Consider the following 18,170-nt stretch of genomic DNA (forward strand, 5'->3'; position numbering starts at 1 on the left):
TAAGAGGAGGGAAGAATGAAGGGAGTAAGTAGAATTGCTTTTGTAGTTGTTTTGCTAATGGTTATCATATTTTTAGGTTTTAAGGAGCATATCCAACCTTATTTTGCAAATAAAAAACCTATGGCGTACCCATTGGTGATCAATGAGGTGATGGTTAAAAATAGAAATAGTATCAGGGATGATGATGGGGATTTTGAGGGATGGATTGAGCTCTACAATCATGGAGATGAAGCCATAAATCTACAGGGATTTGGATTGTCTAAAGATTCGAAGAATCACTTTATGTGGCGGTTTGGTAATCAGGTGATTGAACCTAAATCATTTTGTGTTGTATGGACATCAGGTAAGGATATGAATGTAACTGGAGATTCATTGCATACAAATTTTAAATTGAAAACTGGAGACAAAGTAATGATTCTAACAGCCCCGGACGAAGAGTGGAAGGACATTTTTTTACTTGAGAAGATGGAGGAGAATAGCTCTTATGGTAGAAGTCCAGATGGAGATTCTACTTTTTATGGATTTGATGGAGGAACACCAGGTAAACCAAATACATTGACACCACTAGTACAGGGCCCCAGTACAAAGAGACTAGAAGCACCTGTTTTCTCCCATGATTCAGGTTTTTATCCTGAAGGTCTGTATTTAACCATCGAGTCCACAGAGATCGATAGTGAAATCTACTATACATTAGATGGTTCAACTCCGACAGAAAAATCATTGAAATACAAAGGGAAGATTTTAATATCCCCTAAAGGAAAGGAAGCAACCATCATTCGGGCAAAGACAGTTAGACAAGGGTACCCAGATAGTGATGTTAATACCCAAAGTTATTTTGTGGGAGCGTATTTTACAAAAGGCTTTAATATGCCTATTATATCTTTGGTGACAGATCCAAAAAATTTATTTGATTATGAACAAGGGATTTACGTAGCAGGTCGAATATTAGATCAATGGAAAACAGCAAATCCCAATGAGAGAATCACCTCCAATACTCCTGCCAATTATAATCAAAGGGGGAAATTGTGGGAAAGAGAAGCTTGTATGGAGTTGTTTGAGGAGGATGGGATAGTAGCTGTGAAACAAAATATCGGTATCCGAACCCATGGGGGATATTCAAGGGCAGGTGAACTAAAGTCCTTATCCTTATTTGCTCGAAGTAATTATGATGAAGAAAATTATTTTTCTTATGATTTTTTCAGTAATATTATTGGGAAAACACCCAGTAGTCAGGAAAGAAAAAAAGTCTCACGGATCTTACTTAGAACCTCAGCCACTGATCGTAGATTTACGTTATTTAGGGATGCGCTTATTCAAAGTTTAATACCTAAATCAATCAATCTAGATCGACAAGAGTCTAGACCGTGTATCGTATATATTAATGGAGAGTACTACGGCATTCATAATATTAGAGAAGCTTATGATAAGGATTATATCAGACGGTATTATGATATAGACGAGGCGGATGTGGTGATCATCAGTAACCCCACTGGGGATGCAGGTGTGGAAATGCAATCGGGCTATGTGGGGGATGAAATGCATTATAACAGAATGATTAATTATGTAAAGGAACATAGTTTGAATGTAGAAGAAGCCTATAATTTTATCAAGACACAAATGGATATAGATAATTTCATTGAATATTGTGTACTTCAGATTTACTGTGATAATCGAGATTGGCCAGGAAATAATGTTAAGGTATGGCGAAAAAGAACAGATGCTTATGAGGAAGATTCAGTCCAAGGCCATGATGGTAGGTGGCGTTGGATGGTCTTTGATTTAGATTATGGCTTTGGTTTGTATCAAGGGGTGGATGCAGCCAGTAACAATTCCATCAAGCAGGCAACTGAGGTAAATGGTCCCGATTGGCCTAATCCTCCATGGTCTACTCTATTGTTGCGTTCCTTATTAAGGAACGAAGATTTTAAGAATCAGTTTATTAATAGATTTGCTGATAGACTTAATGAAGATTTTTTACCAGCTAATGTGGTGGGAAAGATAGAAATTATGGAGAATATTTATGAGCCCAGTATCAAAGATCATATCATTAGGTGGAACTTACACAATCAAGATGTGAGGAGCTGGAAAGAAGAAGTATCTGTATTAAAGAGCTTTGCAAGGAAAAGACCTAATTATCTACGACAGCATATTGTGGATTATTTTAATCTAGAAGGAACTGCCAGTATAAAAATAGAGATAGACCAAGGGGGCACTGTAAAGGTGAATTCCATTGAAGTACAAGATACTGAGGGTCCTTGGGAAGGGATTTATTTTAAGGATATCCCTATAAAAGTTGAAGCTATACCAAAATCTGGATATAGGTTTGTAGGTTGGAGAAGAGAAATGATAAGTAGGGACGCAGTCATTGCTATAAATCTGTCTAAGAATTTATACATAAAAGCAGTTTTTCTAGAAGAACGAGATGGTGAATAAAGTAGTAGTGGAAAGAGTTGAAGGTAATAGGAGTTGATTAATATTAAAATAAATACTAGATTAATTACTTTATCTCTATTAATTTCAATTTTTATGTATCCTAAGACAATAAGTTTGGTGGCGTATACTGCTAAAAATATATATATTGCCCACAAATTAAGTAGCAATCAAAGTATGGAGATTAGTAGAATTGAGGGGCAGAACAGTAATATAACTGAGAAATCGGATAAAATAAAAGTTGTAGTGATGTTCGATGGTGGATGGAAAAGTGTATTTACAGAGGCTTATGAAATCATGAGGCAATATCATTTGCAGGGAAGTGTGTCAGTGATTCCATCACAGGTTGATAAGGAGGGATTTTTATCCTATGGAGAATTAGCAGAATTATACTTACATCAATGGGACCTGCTGAATCATTCTTTTTCCCATGATGAGAAGCACATTGACAAGAGCTATGAACTTCTTTCAGATTTTAACAAGGCAAGGGAGTGGATGAAGAATAGATTTATTGGGAGAAATAAAGATAATGTGGTTGTCCCCTTTGGTGAAATCAATCCCTATTTATTAAAACTACTTGAGGCCCATGGGTATAGTAGCTTAAGGACATCAGATAATGTAATTATACTAGATAAGAATAAATATCACTATTTTCCTGTTAACATATTAAATTTGACCAATCCTATAGGGGTAGAAGATGTTGAAAATTTTCTAAAAGAATCATTAGTAGATTCAAGAAATGTAATTTTAATATTTAATAAGATTGGCAATAAAGATAATGGGCTTGGAATGACATATAGTAAAGCGGGTTTTGAGGAAGTTATTAAATTACTTGATAAAATAGGCGATAACTTTCACATAGTAACCTATTCAGAATTATTTTAGAACACCTTTTATTAATAGAATCCTATAGAATCTGACATTATGTGAAAAATAGCACCTTTGGGTCAATGTCATTAAGTTAGTGTAGTAATGAAAAATCTTAAAGAGCCATCAATGAGTAGAACACCTCATTGATGGCTCTTTGCCTATGATAAATAATAATTATTACTATTTTTGAGCATGGCAAACAAACAGATGATTATCTGTTAAAAATATTTGACCTATTGTAAAATTTAAGCTACTCTATAATTGAAGCTTACAAAAGTCCTGAACTTAATTTTTCTAGGGTGTGTGCGACCTTGTCTGATTGGTAAAATATACTTTTGTATAAGAGCTTCAACATCGGGTGGATGTGCATTCTCAAGTGTTTTGAAGAAGTGTATACAGATTGACATAGCCATGGAAAAATTAACTTGGTAGCTATGTTCTCTTGATTTCTGATGAATCACTACGTGCAAGGTGATGATTTCACAGAAGTTATACATAACCATTCTTGCAAATACTTCTTGGATAATGCACTCCATTTTTTTTGAGTGCAAATTAGTAAGACCGAGTGTATGTTTAAGCTCGCGAAAAGAAGTTTCAACTCCCCAACGCATGCGATAAATTTCTCGAATTTCTCCAAGTCCAAAAACTTCGGATTCCAAGTTTGTAATGAAAGTTTGATAAGAGTTTTCGGCTATTTTTACGCGAACAACACGAAAGGTCATTGGGTAATATAGTTGCTCTGAATCAAGGTAATCAAAAGTAGAATTATTAGGCATAAACTTATAAATATCTGGTCTAGCTTTAATTGCATTGGTTTGCTTACGTGTTAGTACACGAGATACTTGTTGGTCAAATTCACCTGCCTCAGGTAGGGCTAGGCTTGAAATAATACCTTTACTATTAATGTCTTTGACTCTAATAAGGAATTTCCAACCTTTTCTTTCAACATGGGCAAAAACGTTGTAACTTTCATAGCCCCGATCAGCAATGATAAGTACATTTTCATCATCAAGTGTCGATTTATCAACCATGTCGTTTAGAGCCTTAAATTCATTTTGCTTTCTACCAGGTTGAACGCAAGCATCAAGGTATATTTTGTTACACAAATCATACATAACATTAAGATGGAGCAAGTTAAAACCCTTGCTGTTAGGAGTAGATTGAAAGTAAGTTTGCTTGTTAGTTGGATCGTGAGGAATATGCAAATCTGATCCATCTACTGCAACGAGTCGGTATCCTTGATAAGTTTTGTCATTCCTAAAGGAATGCGTAAACTGATGTAAAAGAAATTGAAATGCTTTAGGAAGAAGTTTGTCTCTTTGCTGAACAAATGCAGACGAGGTAGCTATATCAGGGTTGAAATTAAAATATTGCATAAGTTCTCTATTGATACTGCCACCACCCATAGAAAGGATAATCTTAATAATATCATCAAACAAGAATTTTCGGTTTCGTGTAAAATCCTTGTAGGGATTTCTAACGAATTCTTCCTTTCGAGATGACATATCATCAATGATTGACATCAGTTTTTTCTTAACAGATAACGAATAATTAGCCATATCGTAGCCTCCTAAAAAATATTTTCATTTAAGGGGCTACGCCTCATGTTTCATCCTATTTGTCAAGGTTTTTTTGCAAAAATAAGTAAAAAAAAACAGGTGTATGATTTCTCATACTCCTGTTTTTTGAGTTGAAAATTGTTTGTTTCTTAACTTAATGACATTGACCTTTGGGTGCTATTTTTTTAGGTCCTCTGCAATTTGTCTCATACAGTGAACTAGCGTATTAATATCTCTATGTCTATTAATACAGGCACAGCATTTTCCGTGATTTTCACAATCGGTTTTTGGGCAAGTGCACTTGTCTGAATTACATTGTGGCATTTTACAGTCCCCCTTTTAAAGTCTATAAAATTTATTTTATCACATCTAGCCTCATTAGGGCTATAGATCTTATAAATATAACTTAAAAAAGTTAAATCAGTTTGATAAAACACTGGAGGATGTGGGAAATTGGAGTCTCAAGTTAAAATACAAAAAATAAAATAATTCATCTGTTAGACATAATAATGAATCTTAAAGAAGGGAATATTAAAGCTAAAGAAAGCATATTAGCAGATGATGATAGGAGGGAAATGTATGACTGTAGCATCAAGAGTAAAAACAACAGTAGCTTCCCTAAAAAGTGCAGAGGCTACGATTAAAAATTATGCATTGTATCACCCGGACCCTAATGTAAAAAAGGTATTTAATGATTGTCATGGCAAAATGAAAATTATGACGGATGAGATGGAAAAGCGACTAAAAGAAATAGAACTGGCAGAACCTCAATTTAAAGGTTTTTAAGAGTGGGAGGGATTTAAATGGAGGCATCAATAGATATTATTTTAAGGACCTTAGGATTGTTTTTAATCCTAATTTTAATATCCCCAGTTTTGGGAAGAAAATCGGTTTCAAGTATGACTTACTTTGACATTGTAACAGCCTTTGTATTAGGTGGTATGGGGGCTTTGGTAGCCCTTGGAGTTGTTGAGAGTTTACGCCTAGGGTTTATTGGTATAGCAATTTGGTTTCTTGCAATCGGAGCAATTCAATTTCTAATTTCGAAGTCTAAATGGGCCCATGATCATTTCTACGGAAAAGAGGTTGTCGTTATTAAAGAAGGGAAAGTACTAGAGGAAAATCTTCATTCAGCAGGGCTCACTGGAGAAGAACTACTTTCACAGCTTAGAAGAAAAAACGTATTTCAATTGGCAGATGTTGAATTTGCCATCATGGAGGCGAATCGAGATATAACAGTATTACCAAAAAGGGATTCGCAGCCCTTAACACCAAAGGACATGCGAATCCATGTAAGCAGTATAAAAGAACCTCAAACTGTCATGCTGGATGGGAACTTTATGGACGAACCTCTATCTACTTTAGGATTAAATCGTAACTGGTTGAAGACGGAGTTAAATAAGATCGGCTTAGCAAAAGAAAATGTTTTTTTAGCCCAAGTGGATTCAATGGGTGAATTGTATATTGATGTTTATAATGATTCAATGCAGTTACCCCAACCATCGGTCAAGGCATTATTATTGGCGTCTTTAGAAAAAGTAGAAGCAGATTTTATCACCTACTCAATGGATAGTGAAAATCCACAATGGCAAAAAAACTACAACAAATTTGCTAAGGAAATGAAGTTAATTATTAAAAAGTTGGAACCCCATTTAAATACTTAAATCCAAAGAAAGATTTAAATTTCAACTGATCAGTTGTGTAGACTAATAGTCTAATAAAAGCCATTCCTAGCTAATAAAACTTTACAGGATGCCTAGAAAAGATTATTCTCGACGAATAAACTTCTAGGCTTTCTAAATGAAGCAAAATTAGGATAGTTATAACATTAATTTACAACTCGTATTATTCAAAAATTATAATTAAAATTGAAAGAGATAGTATAAAGGCCACCCAAATATTTTTATAAATATTTAAAGTGGCTCTATTTCATAGGACAGTTATATTATTATTGTTGTCTAAATTGCGGTTCTTGCTGTGTAATATAGTTTTGTCTATTTTTCATGGTTTGTAAAGCGTTATCTAGGTTGTTTGCAATTTGCTGGAATTCTTGTTTTGCTGTTTGATCTTGAGTTTCTAAAGCGAAAGTCTTCATCATAGCTGCTGTACTTTGTAGACCTGCAATAGCTTGTTGTAATTGTGTACCTACTGTCATGATATCACCTCCTTTTAAATGAACAATAATCAACCCTTTGGTTTGAACAACAGAGCGCCTATGAATCCAAAAATGATAGCTGATGAGATACCAGCACTGGTGACTTCGAAAATACCAGTAAGAACACCAATGATTCCATTTTTTTCTGCTTCTTGGAGGGCACCTTTAACTAGTGAGTTACCAAAGCTACTAATGGGAACGGAAGCACCAGCACCAGCAAATTTTACTAAGGGCTCATAAAGCCCTAGACCTCCTAAAATTGCCCCAGTAACTACTAAAGTACACATGGTATGGGCAGGAGTAAGCTTAAAGACATCCATCAATATCTGCCCCATAACGCATATTAGACCACCAATGATAAAAGCCCAAATAAATTGACTCAATTAGAATACCTCCTTATATTTCGAAAGACACAGCGTGGGCAATACAAGGGATGCTTTCTTTTTGTTGATAGGACATTGGAGACATTAAGGCCCCAGTAGCAACTACAAGAATCCTCTTTAGCTCACCCCGTCGCATTCGATTCATGAAATGCCCATAAGTGACTGTAGCCGAGCAACCACAGCCGCTACCACCAGAAAAAACAGGCTGGTGTTTTTTATAAATCAACAATCCACAATCGGTAAGTACATTGGAGGGTATATTAAAACCGTGTTCACTAAGTAAATCTCCGGCAATTTGATGTCCTACCTTTCCTAAATCTCCTGTTGCAATTAGATCATAATGACTTGGATGGATATTTAAGTCATGGAGATGTTGTTGAAGGGTATCTACCGCAGCCGGAGCCATTGCCCCCCCCATATTAAACGGGTCTGACAAGCCCATGTCGATGACTCGACCTATGGTGGCAGAAGTGATTCTTGGTCCGTTACCTTGTTTAGAGACTAACCCAGCTCCAGCTCCTGTTACTGTCCATTGGGCTGTTGGCGGTTTTTGCGCCCCATATTCAGTGGGGTAACGAAATTGCTTTTCTGCAGCAGCATTATGACTGGAGGCAGCAGCTAAAGCATTGTCAGCAAAACCGCTATCCACCAATTGGGCAGCTATAGCTAATCCCTCCATGGCGCTGGAGCAGGCTCCAAATAATCCAAGGAAAGGTACACCAAGAGTTCGAGCAGTAAAACTACTGGAGATTATCTGATTCATTAAATCACCGCTCAGGAAAAATTGGATGTCTTCCTTTTTCATTCCACCCTTACGAATGGCTATTTCACATGCGTCCTCCATTAATTTTTTTTCTGCTTTCTCAAAACTGTCTTGACCAAGCCAAATATCTTCGTGGAGGAGGTCAAAATCATCTGATAAAGCACCTTGGCCTTCAAAGGGACCTCCCACAGCAGCAGATGAGATTAAGACTGGTTTATTTTCAAAAACCCAAGTTTGATGTCCTTTTAGCATGGAAATCACCTTATCCTTTAAGTATTATTTTAACTAATGCAACTGCAAATGCTGAAAAAACGCCATAAGCAATTACAGACCCCGCCAGCTTAAACATATTACCACCTGTTCCAAGAACAAAACCCTCGCTACGATGCTCAATCGAAGCAGAAGCAATACTATTGGCAAATCCAGTGACAGGGACCGCAGTGCCAGCTCCAGCCCATTGGGCGATAAGATCATACTTACCGAGTCCAGTAAGGAGTACAGAGATGATTATTAGTGTAGCTACGGTGGGATTCCCCGCAGTAATTTCATCGAAATTGAAGTAGGTCATATACATCCAGTTTAGCCCTTGACCTATAGTACAGATAAATCCTCCTACCAGAAAAGCCCTTAGGGAGTTTAACATTACAGGCCTTTGGGGTTCTCTAGCCTTTGCCAAAGCTTGATACTTTTGCTGAGTAGGAGTAAGATTTTTCTTTTTTTGACTAGACATAGTTTTTCCACCTTCTCTAGTTATTAAGTAATTTCTAATACGTAAATATTATAACCAGTCTTATACCTTTAATACTTACATTCAAAATCCATAAGAAATCCAAAATTAAAGAATACTTAAAATAAAATTAGTTAAACAAATCATATACTTTAATAGGACAGACGGAAAATGAGCGTAAATAGTAGAACACTAAAAGTTTTAAGTAATTTGAGTACGATAATAATAGGAGGTGAAGCTATGAAAGTTGTGATAGATCCTGGACACGGTGGACAGGATAGGAGTAATCATGGACCAACAGGTTATGTGGAGGCTGATGGGGTACTAGACATTGGCTTGAGGCTAAGAAAATTGCTGGAGGAGGCAGGCTATACAATAAAAATGACAAGGGATAGCAATGAGACAATAGGACTCTATAGAAGATCGGAAATAGCAAATGACTGGGGAGGAAATTTATACTTAAGCCTTCACACTAACGCAGCCTCCACACCTAATGCCAAAGGTATAGAGATTTTCCATAGTAAAAATGGATTGTATGGAGATCAGTATCATGACGAGGCAAAGAGGGTTGCGGAGATTATTCTGGAGCTATTGATTGAAGCAACAGGACTAAAGAATCGTGGTACTAAAACAAGGTTAATGGAAAAAACGACTTCTTCAATCTATGGAAGAGATTATTATGCTGTTATCAGAAGGACTAGGATGCCATCATTAATAATTGAATTGGGATTCCATACTAATCCTAAAGAAGAGGCTTTATTAAAAACAGCAGAATTTAGACAAAAGTTAGCGGAATCCATTGCTGCAGGTGTAAAAAAAGCCTATCCTGTCGAAACACCCCAGGAGCATTCCGGTGGAGATACTGGCGAGCCCGAGGGAAAAATATTTAATGAGCATCAGCTAAAGGTAATGATAGAAGGGCAGGAAAAATTAATTGATGGGTATATTGAAGAAGGTATATTTTATGTACCTATAAGATTTTTGGAGCAGTATGGTTATAAAGTAAGGTATGACGCTAGACAGCCAGCAGTAGTTATTGATAAAGCTTAGAATAAAAAAACCAACCATCTGTGAATACTAATATTTCAGATGTTGGTTTTGCACATGCACATTTACTTATGTCTTGTAAATCAGCCACTACTTATTGTTACCACATTCCCCCTCAACACCCTTCAGAATACCCACCCCGTGGGAAAGTATAGGGAGGATGATTTCAAGACTTTCTCTTACCCCTTTAGGGCTACCGGGTAGATTGATGATAAGTGTCCTATTGCGGATGCCAGCAACAGCACGGGAGAGCATTGCCTTAGGTGTGATTTCGAGACTTTTCATACGAATTGCTTCTGGAATACCAGGTACAAGTCGCTCTACAACATCTAAAGTCGCCTCAGGGGTGATGTCTCTTGGGGAAAATCCTGTACCCCCAGTAGTGAAGACTAAATCAAGCTTTAATTTATCACACATAAGACGCAGCATATCAGCTAGTTTTTCACGGTCGTCAGGGATGATAACGTACTTCTTGACCACACCATCTAAATCTTTTAGCATCTCTGCAATCAGGGGCCCACTGGTGTCTACCCGCTCTCCTTTAGAGCCCTTATCACTGGCGGTAATGATTCCGATATTCATCATAAATAAGCCTCCTAGCTATCGTTAGGTTTTAGATATCCTACTAATGGGTATCTCAAATAATATGTATAACACTCTAGTTAATACTAAAAAACATTTACACCAATATATAATTAGTATAGCATAGAATTAGTAGGACAGTAGGACAAAAAACGCTAAAGTGCATAAGGAGGTAAGTTAATGAAATTTTTACTACGTTGGCTAGTTAGCGCCATATCAATTTATATCATTGCAGAGCTTATGACGGGGATTAATGTGATAGGATTTGAAGCCACCATCATAGCAGCAGCTGTTCTAGGGATTGTTAATACCATTGTCAGACCCGTGTTGGTTTTCTTTACACTACCCATCAATATATTGACACTAGGATTATTCACCTTTGTAATCAATGGAATTGTTCTAAAAGCAACGGCTTCTTTAGTAGGCGGGTTGGAGGTAGTATCCTTTCTAGATGCTATTGTAGGATCAATTCTAATCAGTATCGTTAACCTTGTACTGAGTAGTGTATTAGGTGTGAAAAAGAAGAAGAAGTAGAGAGTTATATGCATTTAGGCGAAAAAATCCCCCATTGCCAAGAACAAAGGTGTATAAAACCTTATTCTTTGCAAGTGGGGGATTATTTTATATGACTTTATATCTAAGCAGCACCACTACCAGCTTGATGAATACCATTTTTCAATAAAATACTACTTACCTGTTGTAAATCAAAATCGTTAGCATCCCTTAAATCCTCTAATGGATAGAGTTGATGGAGTTTTTTCCACTTTACTTTGCCCATCGAGTGATAGGGGAGAAGATCAACTTTTTTTACATTCTCAAGCGTATTAATAAAGTCTGCTAGGTCCTGTACATCCTGTGGATCATCCGTAAGGGTTGGAACAACCACATGGCGAATCCACATAGGTATATTTCTATCCGATAAATACTTAGCGAAGTTCAAAATTTTATCATTAGGAACACCAGTAATATGAAGGTGCTTCTCAGAATTAATATGCTTAAGATCTAGAAGTACAAGGTCTACATAGTCCAATATATCCTCCATCTTACTTAGATGAACAAAGCCGGAGGTATCTATACAAGTGTGGATCCCTAATGTCTTTAGAGACTTTAACAATTCCTTCAAGAAATTAATTTGAAGGGTGGGCTCCCCGCCACTGATGGTAACGCCACCACCTGAGGACTTCATAAAAGGTATATATTTTTTTACATCAGTGATTAATTCATCTACTGTAACCTCTTTCCCGTCCTGAATATTCCAAGTATCTCGGTTATGGCAATATTGGCATCTTAGGGGACAACCTTGAAAAAAGATAACGTAGCGGATACCAGGTCCATCTACAGTTCCAAAAGTCTCAATAGAATGAATCATTCCTTTAGTTGTCATTTTGATTCCCACCCTTCATTATATTCTAATATTCTGATCCTACAGCTTTAACTTCTTAAACAGTGCCGTGGAAGGTTCTATTAATTACGTCAATTTGCTGTTCTCTAGTTAGTTTAATAAAGTTTACCGCATATCCAGATACCCTAACTGTAAGCTGCGGATATTTCTCTGGATGTTCCATTGCATCCATTAAAGTTTCCTTTTCAAATACGTTGATATTGATATGGTGACCATCCTGTGCAAAGTATCCATCTAATAGGGATGACAAGATTTTTACTCTAGCCTCAGGTGTTTTGCCAAGGGCCGATGGTACGATTGAGAAGGTATAGGAGATTCCATCAAGTGAATGTTGATAAGGTAATTTTGCTACAGAAGCCAATGAAGCTAATGCTCCCTTTGAGTCTCTACCGTGCATTGGGTTTGCCCCTGGTGCAAAAGGTTCTCCTGCCTTTCTACCATCGGGAGTACTCCCGGTCTTTTTACCATAAACGACATTTGAAGTAATGGTTAAAACAGATTGAGTTGGAACAGAGTCCCTGTAGGTTTTGTTCTTCTTGATGGCATTCATGAATCTCTCTACCAATTCAGATGCTAACTCGTCAACAGCATCATCATTGTTACCATATTTAGGAAAATCTCCTTCTATTTCATAATCAACTGCTAATCCTTCTGCATTTCTAATTACCTTAACTTTAGCAAATTTGATGGCACTTAGGGCATCGGCGCATACGGAAAGTCCAGCAATACCACACGCCATTGTTCTTACTACGTCTCGATCATGTAGGGCCATTTGGATACGCTCGTAGGCATACTTATCATGCATATAATGGATTGTATTTAAAGTATTGACATAAAGCTTTGCCAGCCAATTCACAAAGGTATCAAACTTCTCAATTACCTCCTGGTACTCTAAAACATCTGAAGTGATTGGTTCAAATCGAGGACCAACTTGGTCGCCAGTCTTTTCGTCTTTACCACCATTGATGGCATATAGTAGAGCTTTGGCAAGGTTGCAACGGGCTCCGAAGAACTGCATTTGTTTACCAATCTTCATTGCAGATACACAACAAGCAATTCCGTAATCGTCTCCCCAATACTCCCTCATCATGTCATCATTTTCATATTGAATAGAGCTGGTGTCGATGGAGGCTTGAGAACAGAAATTCTTAAAGTTCTCTGGTAGCTTAGTTGACCATAAAACAGTTAAGTTTGGTTCTGGAGCAGCTCCTAGGTTGTATAGGGTATTTAAGATACGGAAGGAGGTCTTTGTAACTAATGTACGACCATCTAATCCCATACCACCGATACATTCCGTCACCCATGTTGGGTCGCCACTAAAAAGTTCATTATATTCAGGAGTTCTTAGGAATCGCACCATTCTTAGCTTCATTACAAAATGATCTACTAGTTCCTGTGCTTCCTCCTCCGTTAAGTTACCTTCAGCAATGTCCTTTTCTATATAAATATCAAGGAAAGTAGAAACACGCCCTAAACTCATGGCAGCGCCATTTTGCTCCTTCACAGCTGCTAGATAAGCAAAGTAGGTCCATTGAATAGCTTCAAAGGCATTAGTTGCAGGTTGTGAGATATCGAAGCCATGGGCTAGACCCATTTCCTTTAATTCCATCAGGGCTTTAATTTGCTCTGCCATTTCTTCACGAAGGCGAATGACATCTTCAGTCATTTGGTCTACCTCTAATGAAGACATTTGTTTCATTTTATCTTCAATCAATTTATCGACACCATAAAGGGCAACCCTTCTATAGTCACCGATAATTCTACCACGGCCATAGGCATCGGGAAGACCAGTAATGATCCCTGCTTTTCTTGCGGCATGCATTTCTGGAGTATACACATCAAACACACCTTCATTATGGGTTTTGCGGTAATTATGGAAAATCTCAGAAATTTGTGGATTTAATTCATATCCGTAGGCGGAACAGGATTTTTCCACCATTCGAATACCGCCGTAGGGCATTACAGAGCGCTTTAGGGGAGCATCTGTTTGAAGACCAAAAATCTTCTCCATATCTTTTGAGATATATCCAGGCTTATGGGAAATGATGCTGGAGATTGTATTTACATCAACATCTAATGTACCATTGTTTTTTCTTTCTTCTTCCGTTAGCTTAGATACCATTTTCCATAGTTCAGTAGTATTAGATGTAGGGCCTTTAAGGAAAGATGCATCTCCTAAATAGGGACTGTAATTAAGTTGTATAAAGTTACGAACGTCAATTTCCTTACTCCATTTACCAGATTGAAAAGCACTTAAAGCTGTCATTGGGATCACTCCTTAATATATATTTAAAGATGATAGAAAATGATGTAATCATTATTATTAGTGGATGATTGATTTAATAGTCATTTGATGATTTTATTTTATCACATGAATGCTGTATGTTGTATACAATATTCAACTTGTTAAGAAAGCTTAATTAAATAGAATATTAAATATTTTCAAAATTTTAAAATGGGAAAACAAGTACATAAAGGAAAGATTTAGGAAGGTGTTTTTTACGGGAAAAGAGAAAAAGTATAAATGCTACAAAATAATTCAAAACAAGACAAAACTAGTGTTTTTTCTATGAAGGATAATTTAAAAGTTAAATAGAAGTTATATGTTGTAAAAGAAAATCAATACAGAAGAGGAGGGAACAAGTTGCTATTAAATTATGAAGTAATAGACAACAAATTAGTAATTAAGCTAGATGGTGAGTTAGATCATCATGTGGCTGAAAACATTCGTGTAGAGTTGGATGAAATGATTGAGAAGAAGAGAATTAAGTATCTGATATTTGACCTAAGCAATTTAAGGTTTATGGACAGTTCGGGAATAGGGGTCATTATGGGAAGATATAAAAATATATCAAAAATTGGTGGCAAAGTGGCAGTAATAGAAGCACAGGAAAAAATCGATAAGATATTTGCACTTTCAGGATTATATAGAATCGTTGAGAAATACGAAAATCTTACAGAAGCCCTTAATCGCTTGTAAAGGAGTGTTATAGGAAAATGGAATATAAAAATCACATGAAATTAGAATTTGACAGTAAATCACAAAATGAGGCTTTTGCAAGGGTTGTTGTAGCATCCTTTGCAACTCAGTTAGACCCCACATTAGAAGAAATTGCCGATATTAAGACCGCTGTATCTGAAGCAGTAACCAATGCCATCATCCATGGATATGAAGATCGTCTTGGAATTGTAAGGGTTATATGCAATATTCAAGGAAATGAGTTGGAGATATTAGTTGAGGATGAGGGGAATGGAATTACAGACATCCCTCAAGCTATGGAGCCTTTGTTCACATCTAAACCCGAATTGGAGCGTTCTGGTATGGGATTCACTGTTATGGAGACATTTATGGACGAAGTTCGTGTATATTCCGAGCCAGGAAAGGGAACAAGAATAAGGATGGTAAAAAAATTCAAAAGCCTCGTTGCAGAGTAAGGGGTAGATATTATGTCGACTACAGCGTTATCAGGGGAACAACACGAAATACTTGAACATGATGAAACCATGGGTTTGATTGGAAGGGCTCAAAAGGGAGATCTACAGGCACAGGAAATGTTAGTAAGCCATAACCTGGGGCTTGTTCGGAGTGTTATTAAAAGATTTGCTAATCGTGGCTACGAAAAGGAAGACTTGTTTCAATTAGGGTGTATTGGTTTAATAAAGGCAATAAATAAATTTGATACGAGTTTTGATGTTAGGTTTTCTACATATGCAGTCCCGATGATTATTGGTGAAATCAAAAGGTTTTTACGGGACGATGGAATCATTAAGGTTTCAAGATCCTTAAAACAGACGGCATCAAAGATTAAGTACTCAAAAGAACGATTAACTAAGGAGCTGGGAAGGGAAGTTACACTCCAAGAAATCTCTGATGATTTGAATATATCAAAGGAAGAATTAGTCATGGCATTGGACTCCAGCTGTCATCCGGAGTATTTACATGACGTAATACATCATGATGATGGAGCACCAATTCATTTGATGGATAAAATCAGTGAAACAGATTCTCCAGAGGACAATGAAGTAATAGATCGCATTCTATTAAAGGATGTTATTGCAAAGCTAGAACCAAGGGAAAGACAAATTATCGTTTTACGATACTTTAAAGATAAAACGCAAACGGAAATAGCACAGGTACTGGGAATATCTCAAGTACAAGTATCGAGGATTGAAAAGAAAATTTTAAAGTCCATGAAGGACCTTATGAAGATGGCTTAATGATTTTTCATTAAGTCATCTTTTTATTGTGCTGCATTTTAATTTATGTTATTCCCCACACTACACAACAGACGACTTTCTTCTTTGAGGGAATTAAAAAAGAATTTTAGCAAATAATAAAACCAAGGAAGGTGAAGAGAAGATGGGGAGATTTATTAAAAAAAGAAAATGGATAATCCTCCTATTGGTTACTTTCATTGGCTTAAGCTCATGGTATTTCATGAAAAACAGAAGACTTGATGAAGAACCAGAAAAGGCTGATTTAGTTTTTTACTTAAACCGGTGAGAAACAGTTAGGAGAACAACAAATATTATCTAAATAATAATACGAGGGGGGAATAGAATGGACAGCAATGGGCAAATTTATATCCAATCAAAAGAAAAAATCTCCATTGAAGATAGTGAGGGTTTATTTTTTAAGGATTTAATTGAGATTCAAGCTGAAGAAGGCATTAGAAAGAAAATCGAAGAGACTCCCTTCGAGTTAAATCATAGACAAAAAGGGAATAGCTATATTATTCCTATGATTTCAATCATTCAGCTATTGAAAAAGGAATTTCCGAGACAGTTAATTCTACCAATGGGTGCCCCAGAAGTCATTGTGAATATTATCAATTCCGAGGAAGGCTTAGATAAGTTCAAAGTATTAAGGCTGGCGATTGTTTGTTTTCTGTTGTTTATAGGTTCCATTACTGCCATCATCAATTTCCATGCTGATGTTGACATGAAAACAGCCCATAAAACAATTTATCGAGTCATCACTGGGGTGGAAATCGACAGACCTTTATTGTTGCAAATACCCTATAGTTTAGGAATTGGAGCAGGAATGTCTGTTTTTTTTAATCACGTTTTTAAGAAGCGGATTAATAACGAACCAAGCCCTCTAGAGGTGGAAATGTACTTATACCAACAAAATATGGATGCTTATTTAAAGGATCATGAGCAAAATATACGGACAAAAGAGAAGGGATCTAAATGAGAAGTATATTAGTTGTTGTGATGGGGTTTGCTAATGGCGTGGTTGTTGGTAGTGGAATTGTGGCCCTTTTAACCCTGTTAGATATTATTCCTCGTCTAGCCCAACTAACTAAGACCTATAGAAACATTGTACTATATGAAAACATCATTGTTATCGGGGCGACCTTTGCTGCCTTTACTTCCTTAACAGACGTAAGCATACATTTTAATACTTATTTTATCATTGTAGTTGGGTTTTTTATGGGAACCTTTGTAGGAATGTTGGCTTCTGCTTTGGCAGAGGTAATGAATGTCATTCCAGTGCTGGTGAGGCGATTTAGATTAGAGGGTTTTGTAATCTATATACTTTATTCCTTGGCATTTGGAAAGGTATTAGGCTCGTTGTTACATTGGTTTATCCCCCACTAAAGGAGTGTAACTATGAAAAGAAATGATTATTACAAGCCGCCAACCAATAATTCATTACTGTTGGAAAACAGAGAAGAGGGAAAGTTAATCCATCAACTTCCTCAATCAACTATGGAAACAAACCTAGAAAGCACTAAGGGGAAAATGATATTAAACGAAATTCGGTGAAAGGGGAGAACTTAATGCCAAAAAAGAATCAATCGACACAAAACAAAAAATATCAAGAGTATGTAGAGAAAACATCACCCAAACCCACCTATATGAAGAACTGCACTTGGGCATTTTTTGTTGGAGGGTTGATTTGTACCTTTGGGCAATTTGTTCATAACCAAATAGAGAGTAGAATGAATTTAACTCATTTAGAGGCAACCAATATCACCACTTTGATTATGGTTTTTCTTGGAGCCCTATTGACTGGCCTTGGTTTGTATGATCTCATTGGGAAAAGAGCAGGAGCAGGTTCAATTGTTCCAATTACAGGTTTTGCCAACTCTATTGTATCCCCTGCTATGGAATTTAAGCGGGAGGGCTTTATATTTGGTGTAGCAGCGAGGATGTTTAGCTTGGCAGGGCCTGTACTAGTATATGGAATTACATCATCGGTGATCGTAGGGCTCATCTATTATGTGATTGGAAGATAGGAGGGAA

The 18,170-nt window shown here is 36.7% G+C and carries 22 protein-coding genes; 13 read left to right on the plus strand and 9 right to left on the minus strand.

Annotated features, from left to right (window positions below):
* The first annotated feature begins 15 nt into the window (after nucleotides 1-15).
* Nucleotides 16-2,433 carry a CotH kinase family protein gene (locus JOC73_RS00115; RefSeq protein WP_204399807.1) on the plus strand — a complete coding sequence of 806 codons (2,418 nt, stop codon included), beginning with the start codon at nucleotides 16-18 and terminating at the stop codon, nucleotides 2,431-2,433.
* Between the two features lie 33 nt (nucleotides 2,434-2,466).
* A complete protein-coding gene (locus tag JOC73_RS00120; RefSeq protein WP_204399808.1) occupies nucleotides 2,467-3,315 on the plus strand; it encodes a polysaccharide deacetylase family protein in 849 nt (282 codons plus the stop codon).
* 230 nt (nucleotides 3,316-3,545) lie between these two features.
* On the opposite strand, the gene JOC73_RS00125 is transcribed toward JOC73_RS00120, so the two are convergent.
* A complete protein-coding gene (locus JOC73_RS00125) occupies nucleotides 3,546-4,859 on the minus strand; it encodes an IS4 family transposase (RefSeq protein ID WP_204399809.1) in 1,314 nt (437 codons plus the stop codon).
* 177 nt (nucleotides 4,860-5,036) lie between these two features.
* Nucleotides 5,037-5,183, minus strand: a complete 147-nt coding sequence (locus tag JOC73_RS00130; protein ID WP_204399810.1) for a hypothetical protein — start codon at nucleotides 5,181-5,183, stop codon at nucleotides 5,037-5,039.
* Between the two features lie 255 nt (nucleotides 5,184-5,438).
* On the opposite strand from JOC73_RS00130, the gene JOC73_RS00135 reads away from it, so the two are divergent.
* Nucleotides 5,439-5,645 carry a DUF1657 domain-containing protein gene (locus tag JOC73_RS00135; RefSeq protein ID WP_204399811.1) on the plus strand — a complete coding sequence of 69 codons (207 nt, stop codon included), beginning with the start codon at nucleotides 5,439-5,441 and terminating at the stop codon, nucleotides 5,643-5,645.
* A gap of 17 nt (nucleotides 5,646-5,662) precedes the next feature.
* The gene (locus JOC73_RS00140) at nucleotides 5,663-6,523 is read left to right on the plus strand and encodes a DUF421 domain-containing protein (RefSeq protein WP_204399812.1); all 861 of its coding nucleotides are present in this window, start codon (nucleotides 5,663-5,665) and stop codon (nucleotides 6,521-6,523) included.
* Between the two features lie 284 nt (nucleotides 6,524-6,807).
* On the opposite strand, the gene JOC73_RS00145 is transcribed toward JOC73_RS00140, so the two are convergent.
* Genes JOC73_RS00145 through spoVAC (JOC73_RS00160) form a run of 4 tightly spaced genes read right to left on the minus strand, consistent with a single transcriptional unit; the run spans nucleotide 6,808 to nucleotide 8,890 of the window.
* Nucleotides 6,808-7,014 (minus strand): DUF1657 domain-containing protein, encoded by a 207-nt coding sequence (locus JOC73_RS00145; protein ID WP_204399813.1) that lies wholly within the window; start codon nucleotides 7,012-7,014, stop codon nucleotides 6,808-6,810.
* Between the two features lie 29 nt (nucleotides 7,015-7,043).
* Nucleotides 7,044-7,397 carry a stage V sporulation protein AE gene (gene spoVAE / locus JOC73_RS00150; protein WP_204399814.1) on the minus strand — a complete coding sequence of 118 codons (354 nt, stop codon included), beginning with the start codon at nucleotides 7,395-7,397 and terminating at the stop codon, nucleotides 7,044-7,046.
* Nucleotides 7,398-7,410: 13 nt separating this feature from the next.
* Nucleotides 7,411-8,412, minus strand: coding sequence for a stage V sporulation protein AD (spoVAD, locus tag JOC73_RS00155; RefSeq protein ID WP_204399815.1), 1,002 nt, complete (start codon nucleotides 8,410-8,412; stop codon nucleotides 7,411-7,413).
* Between the two features lie 10 nt (nucleotides 8,413-8,422).
* On the minus strand, nucleotides 8,423-8,890 hold the full coding sequence (spoVAC, locus tag JOC73_RS00160; protein WP_204399816.1) for a stage V sporulation protein AC: 468 nt from the start codon (nucleotides 8,888-8,890) through the stop codon (nucleotides 8,423-8,425).
* 237 nt (nucleotides 8,891-9,127) lie between these two features.
* Between spoVAC (JOC73_RS00160) and JOC73_RS00165 the strand changes: the two genes are divergently transcribed.
* The gene (locus JOC73_RS00165) at nucleotides 9,128-9,937 is read left to right on the plus strand and encodes an N-acetylmuramoyl-L-alanine amidase (RefSeq protein ID WP_204399817.1); all 810 of its coding nucleotides are present in this window, start codon (nucleotides 9,128-9,130) and stop codon (nucleotides 9,935-9,937) included.
* Nucleotides 9,938-10,024: 87 nt separating this feature from the next.
* On the opposite strand, the gene JOC73_RS00170 is transcribed toward JOC73_RS00165, so the two are convergent.
* The gene (locus JOC73_RS00170) at nucleotides 10,025-10,519 is read right to left on the minus strand and encodes a MogA/MoaB family molybdenum cofactor biosynthesis protein (RefSeq protein WP_204399818.1); all 495 of its coding nucleotides are present in this window, start codon (nucleotides 10,517-10,519) and stop codon (nucleotides 10,025-10,027) included.
* A gap of 177 nt (nucleotides 10,520-10,696) precedes the next feature.
* On the opposite strand from JOC73_RS00170, the gene JOC73_RS00175 reads away from it, so the two are divergent.
* Nucleotides 10,697-11,050 carry a phage holin family protein gene (locus JOC73_RS00175; protein WP_204399819.1) on the plus strand — a complete coding sequence of 118 codons (354 nt, stop codon included), beginning with the start codon at nucleotides 10,697-10,699 and terminating at the stop codon, nucleotides 11,048-11,050.
* A 103-nt stretch (nucleotides 11,051-11,153) separates the two neighbouring features.
* Here JOC73_RS00175 and pflA read toward each other — a convergent pair whose 3' ends face one another.
* Nucleotides 11,154-11,900: a pyruvate formate-lyase-activating protein gene (gene pflA / locus JOC73_RS00180; protein WP_204399820.1), complete on the minus strand. Its 747-nt coding sequence runs from the start codon at nucleotides 11,898-11,900 to the stop codon at nucleotides 11,154-11,156.
* Nucleotides 11,901-11,955: 55 nt separating this feature from the next.
* Nucleotides 11,956-14,184, minus strand: coding sequence for a formate C-acetyltransferase (gene pflB / locus JOC73_RS00185; RefSeq protein WP_204399821.1), 2,229 nt, complete (start codon nucleotides 14,182-14,184; stop codon nucleotides 11,956-11,958).
* Nucleotides 14,185-14,562: 378 nt separating this feature from the next.
* Here pflB and spoIIAA point away from each other — a divergent pair, with 378 nt between their 5' ends.
* The 7 genes from spoIIAA (at nucleotide 14,563) to spoVAC (JOC73_RS00220) (ending at nucleotide 18,163) form a co-directional block, all read left to right on the plus strand.
* Nucleotides 14,563-14,898, plus strand: coding sequence for an anti-sigma F factor antagonist (gene spoIIAA, locus JOC73_RS00190; protein WP_204399822.1), 336 nt, complete (start codon nucleotides 14,563-14,565; stop codon nucleotides 14,896-14,898).
* A 17-nt stretch (nucleotides 14,899-14,915) separates the two neighbouring features.
* A complete protein-coding gene (gene spoIIAB, locus JOC73_RS00195) occupies nucleotides 14,916-15,353 on the plus strand; it encodes an anti-sigma F factor (RefSeq protein WP_204399823.1) in 438 nt (145 codons plus the stop codon).
* A 12-nt stretch (nucleotides 15,354-15,365) separates the two neighbouring features.
* On the plus strand, nucleotides 15,366-16,136 hold the full coding sequence (gene sigF / locus JOC73_RS00200; RefSeq protein WP_204399824.1) for an RNA polymerase sporulation sigma factor SigF: 771 nt from the start codon (nucleotides 15,366-15,368) through the stop codon (nucleotides 16,134-16,136).
* Between the two features lie 343 nt (nucleotides 16,137-16,479).
* A complete protein-coding gene (locus tag JOC73_RS00205) occupies nucleotides 16,480-17,115 on the plus strand; it encodes a stage V sporulation protein AA (RefSeq protein ID WP_204399825.1) in 636 nt (211 codons plus the stop codon).
* Nucleotides 17,112-17,522 carry a stage V sporulation protein AB gene (locus JOC73_RS00210; protein ID WP_204399826.1) on the plus strand — a complete coding sequence of 137 codons (411 nt, stop codon included), beginning with the start codon at nucleotides 17,112-17,114 and terminating at the stop codon, nucleotides 17,520-17,522. The genes JOC73_RS00205 and JOC73_RS00210 overlap by 4 nt, the downstream gene beginning before the upstream one ends.
* Nucleotides 17,523-17,534: 12 nt before the next feature.
* Complete coding sequence (locus tag JOC73_RS00215) at nucleotides 17,535-17,690, plus strand: hypothetical protein (RefSeq protein ID WP_204399827.1); 156 nt, start codon at nucleotides 17,535-17,537, stop codon at nucleotides 17,688-17,690.
* 14 nt (nucleotides 17,691-17,704) lie between these two features.
* Nucleotides 17,705-18,163: a stage V sporulation protein AC gene (gene spoVAC / locus JOC73_RS00220; protein WP_204399828.1), complete on the plus strand. Its 459-nt coding sequence runs from the start codon at nucleotides 17,705-17,707 to the stop codon at nucleotides 18,161-18,163.
* Nucleotides 18,164-18,170 lie beyond the last annotated feature (7 nt).

The organism is Alkaliphilus hydrothermalis (assembly GCF_016908555.1).
Classification (GTDB): Bacteria; Bacillota; Clostridia; order Peptostreptococcales; family Natronincolaceae; genus Alkaliphilus; species Alkaliphilus hydrothermalis.

Excerpts from the sequence above, each read along its gene's own strand:
- JOC73_RS00115 (WP_204399807.1), top strand. The coding sequence starts at position 16 with ATGAAGGGAGTAAGTAGAATTGCTTTTGTAGTTGTTTTGCTAATGGTT.
- JOC73_RS00125 (WP_204399809.1), bottom strand. The coding sequence starts at position 4,859 with ATGGCTAATTATTCGTTATCTGTTAAGAAAAAACTGATGTCAATCATT.
- JOC73_RS00130 (WP_204399810.1), bottom strand. The coding sequence starts at position 5,183 with ATGCCACAATGTAATTCAGACAAGTGCACTTGCCCAAAAACCGATTGT.
- JOC73_RS00135 (WP_204399811.1), top strand. The coding sequence starts at position 5,439 with ATGACTGTAGCATCAAGAGTAAAAACAACAGTAGCTTCCCTAAAAAGT.
- JOC73_RS00140 (WP_204399812.1), top strand. The coding sequence starts at position 5,663 with ATGGAGGCATCAATAGATATTATTTTAAGGACCTTAGGATTGTTTTTA.
- JOC73_RS00145 (WP_204399813.1), bottom strand. The coding sequence starts at position 7,014 with ATGACAGTAGGTACACAATTACAACAAGCTATTGCAGGTCTACAAAGT.
- spoVAD (WP_204399815.1), bottom strand. The coding sequence starts at position 8,412 with ATGCTAAAAGGACATCAAACTTGGGTTTTTGAAAATAAACCAGTCTTA.
- spoVAC (WP_204399816.1), bottom strand. The coding sequence starts at position 8,890 with ATGTCTAGTCAAAAAAAGAAAAATCTTACTCCTACTCAGCAAAAGTAT.
- JOC73_RS00165 (WP_204399817.1), top strand. The coding sequence starts at position 9,128 with ATGAAAGTTGTGATAGATCCTGGACACGGTGGACAGGATAGGAGTAAT.
- JOC73_RS00170 (WP_204399818.1), bottom strand. The coding sequence starts at position 10,519 with ATGATGAATATCGGAATCATTACCGCCAGTGATAAGGGCTCTAAAGGA.
- JOC73_RS00175 (WP_204399819.1), top strand. The coding sequence starts at position 10,697 with ATGAAATTTTTACTACGTTGGCTAGTTAGCGCCATATCAATTTATATC.
- pflA (WP_204399820.1), bottom strand. The coding sequence starts at position 11,900 with ATGACAACTAAAGGAATGATTCATTCTATTGAGACTTTTGGAACTGTA.
- pflB (WP_204399821.1), bottom strand. The coding sequence starts at position 14,184 with ATGACAGCTTTAAGTGCTTTTCAATCTGGTAAATGGAGTAAGGAAATT.
- spoIIAB (WP_204399823.1), top strand. The coding sequence starts at position 14,916 with ATGGAATATAAAAATCACATGAAATTAGAATTTGACAGTAAATCACAA.
- sigF (WP_204399824.1), top strand. The coding sequence starts at position 15,366 with ATGTCGACTACAGCGTTATCAGGGGAACAACACGAAATACTTGAACAT.
- JOC73_RS00205 (WP_204399825.1), top strand. The coding sequence starts at position 16,480 with ATGGACAGCAATGGGCAAATTTATATCCAATCAAAAGAAAAAATCTCC.
- JOC73_RS00210 (WP_204399826.1), top strand. The coding sequence starts at position 17,112 with ATGAGAAGTATATTAGTTGTTGTGATGGGGTTTGCTAATGGCGTGGTT.
- JOC73_RS00215 (WP_204399827.1), top strand. The coding sequence starts at position 17,535 with ATGAAAAGAAATGATTATTACAAGCCGCCAACCAATAATTCATTACTG.
- spoVAC (WP_204399828.1), top strand. The coding sequence starts at position 17,705 with ATGCCAAAAAAGAATCAATCGACACAAAACAAAAAATATCAAGAGTAT.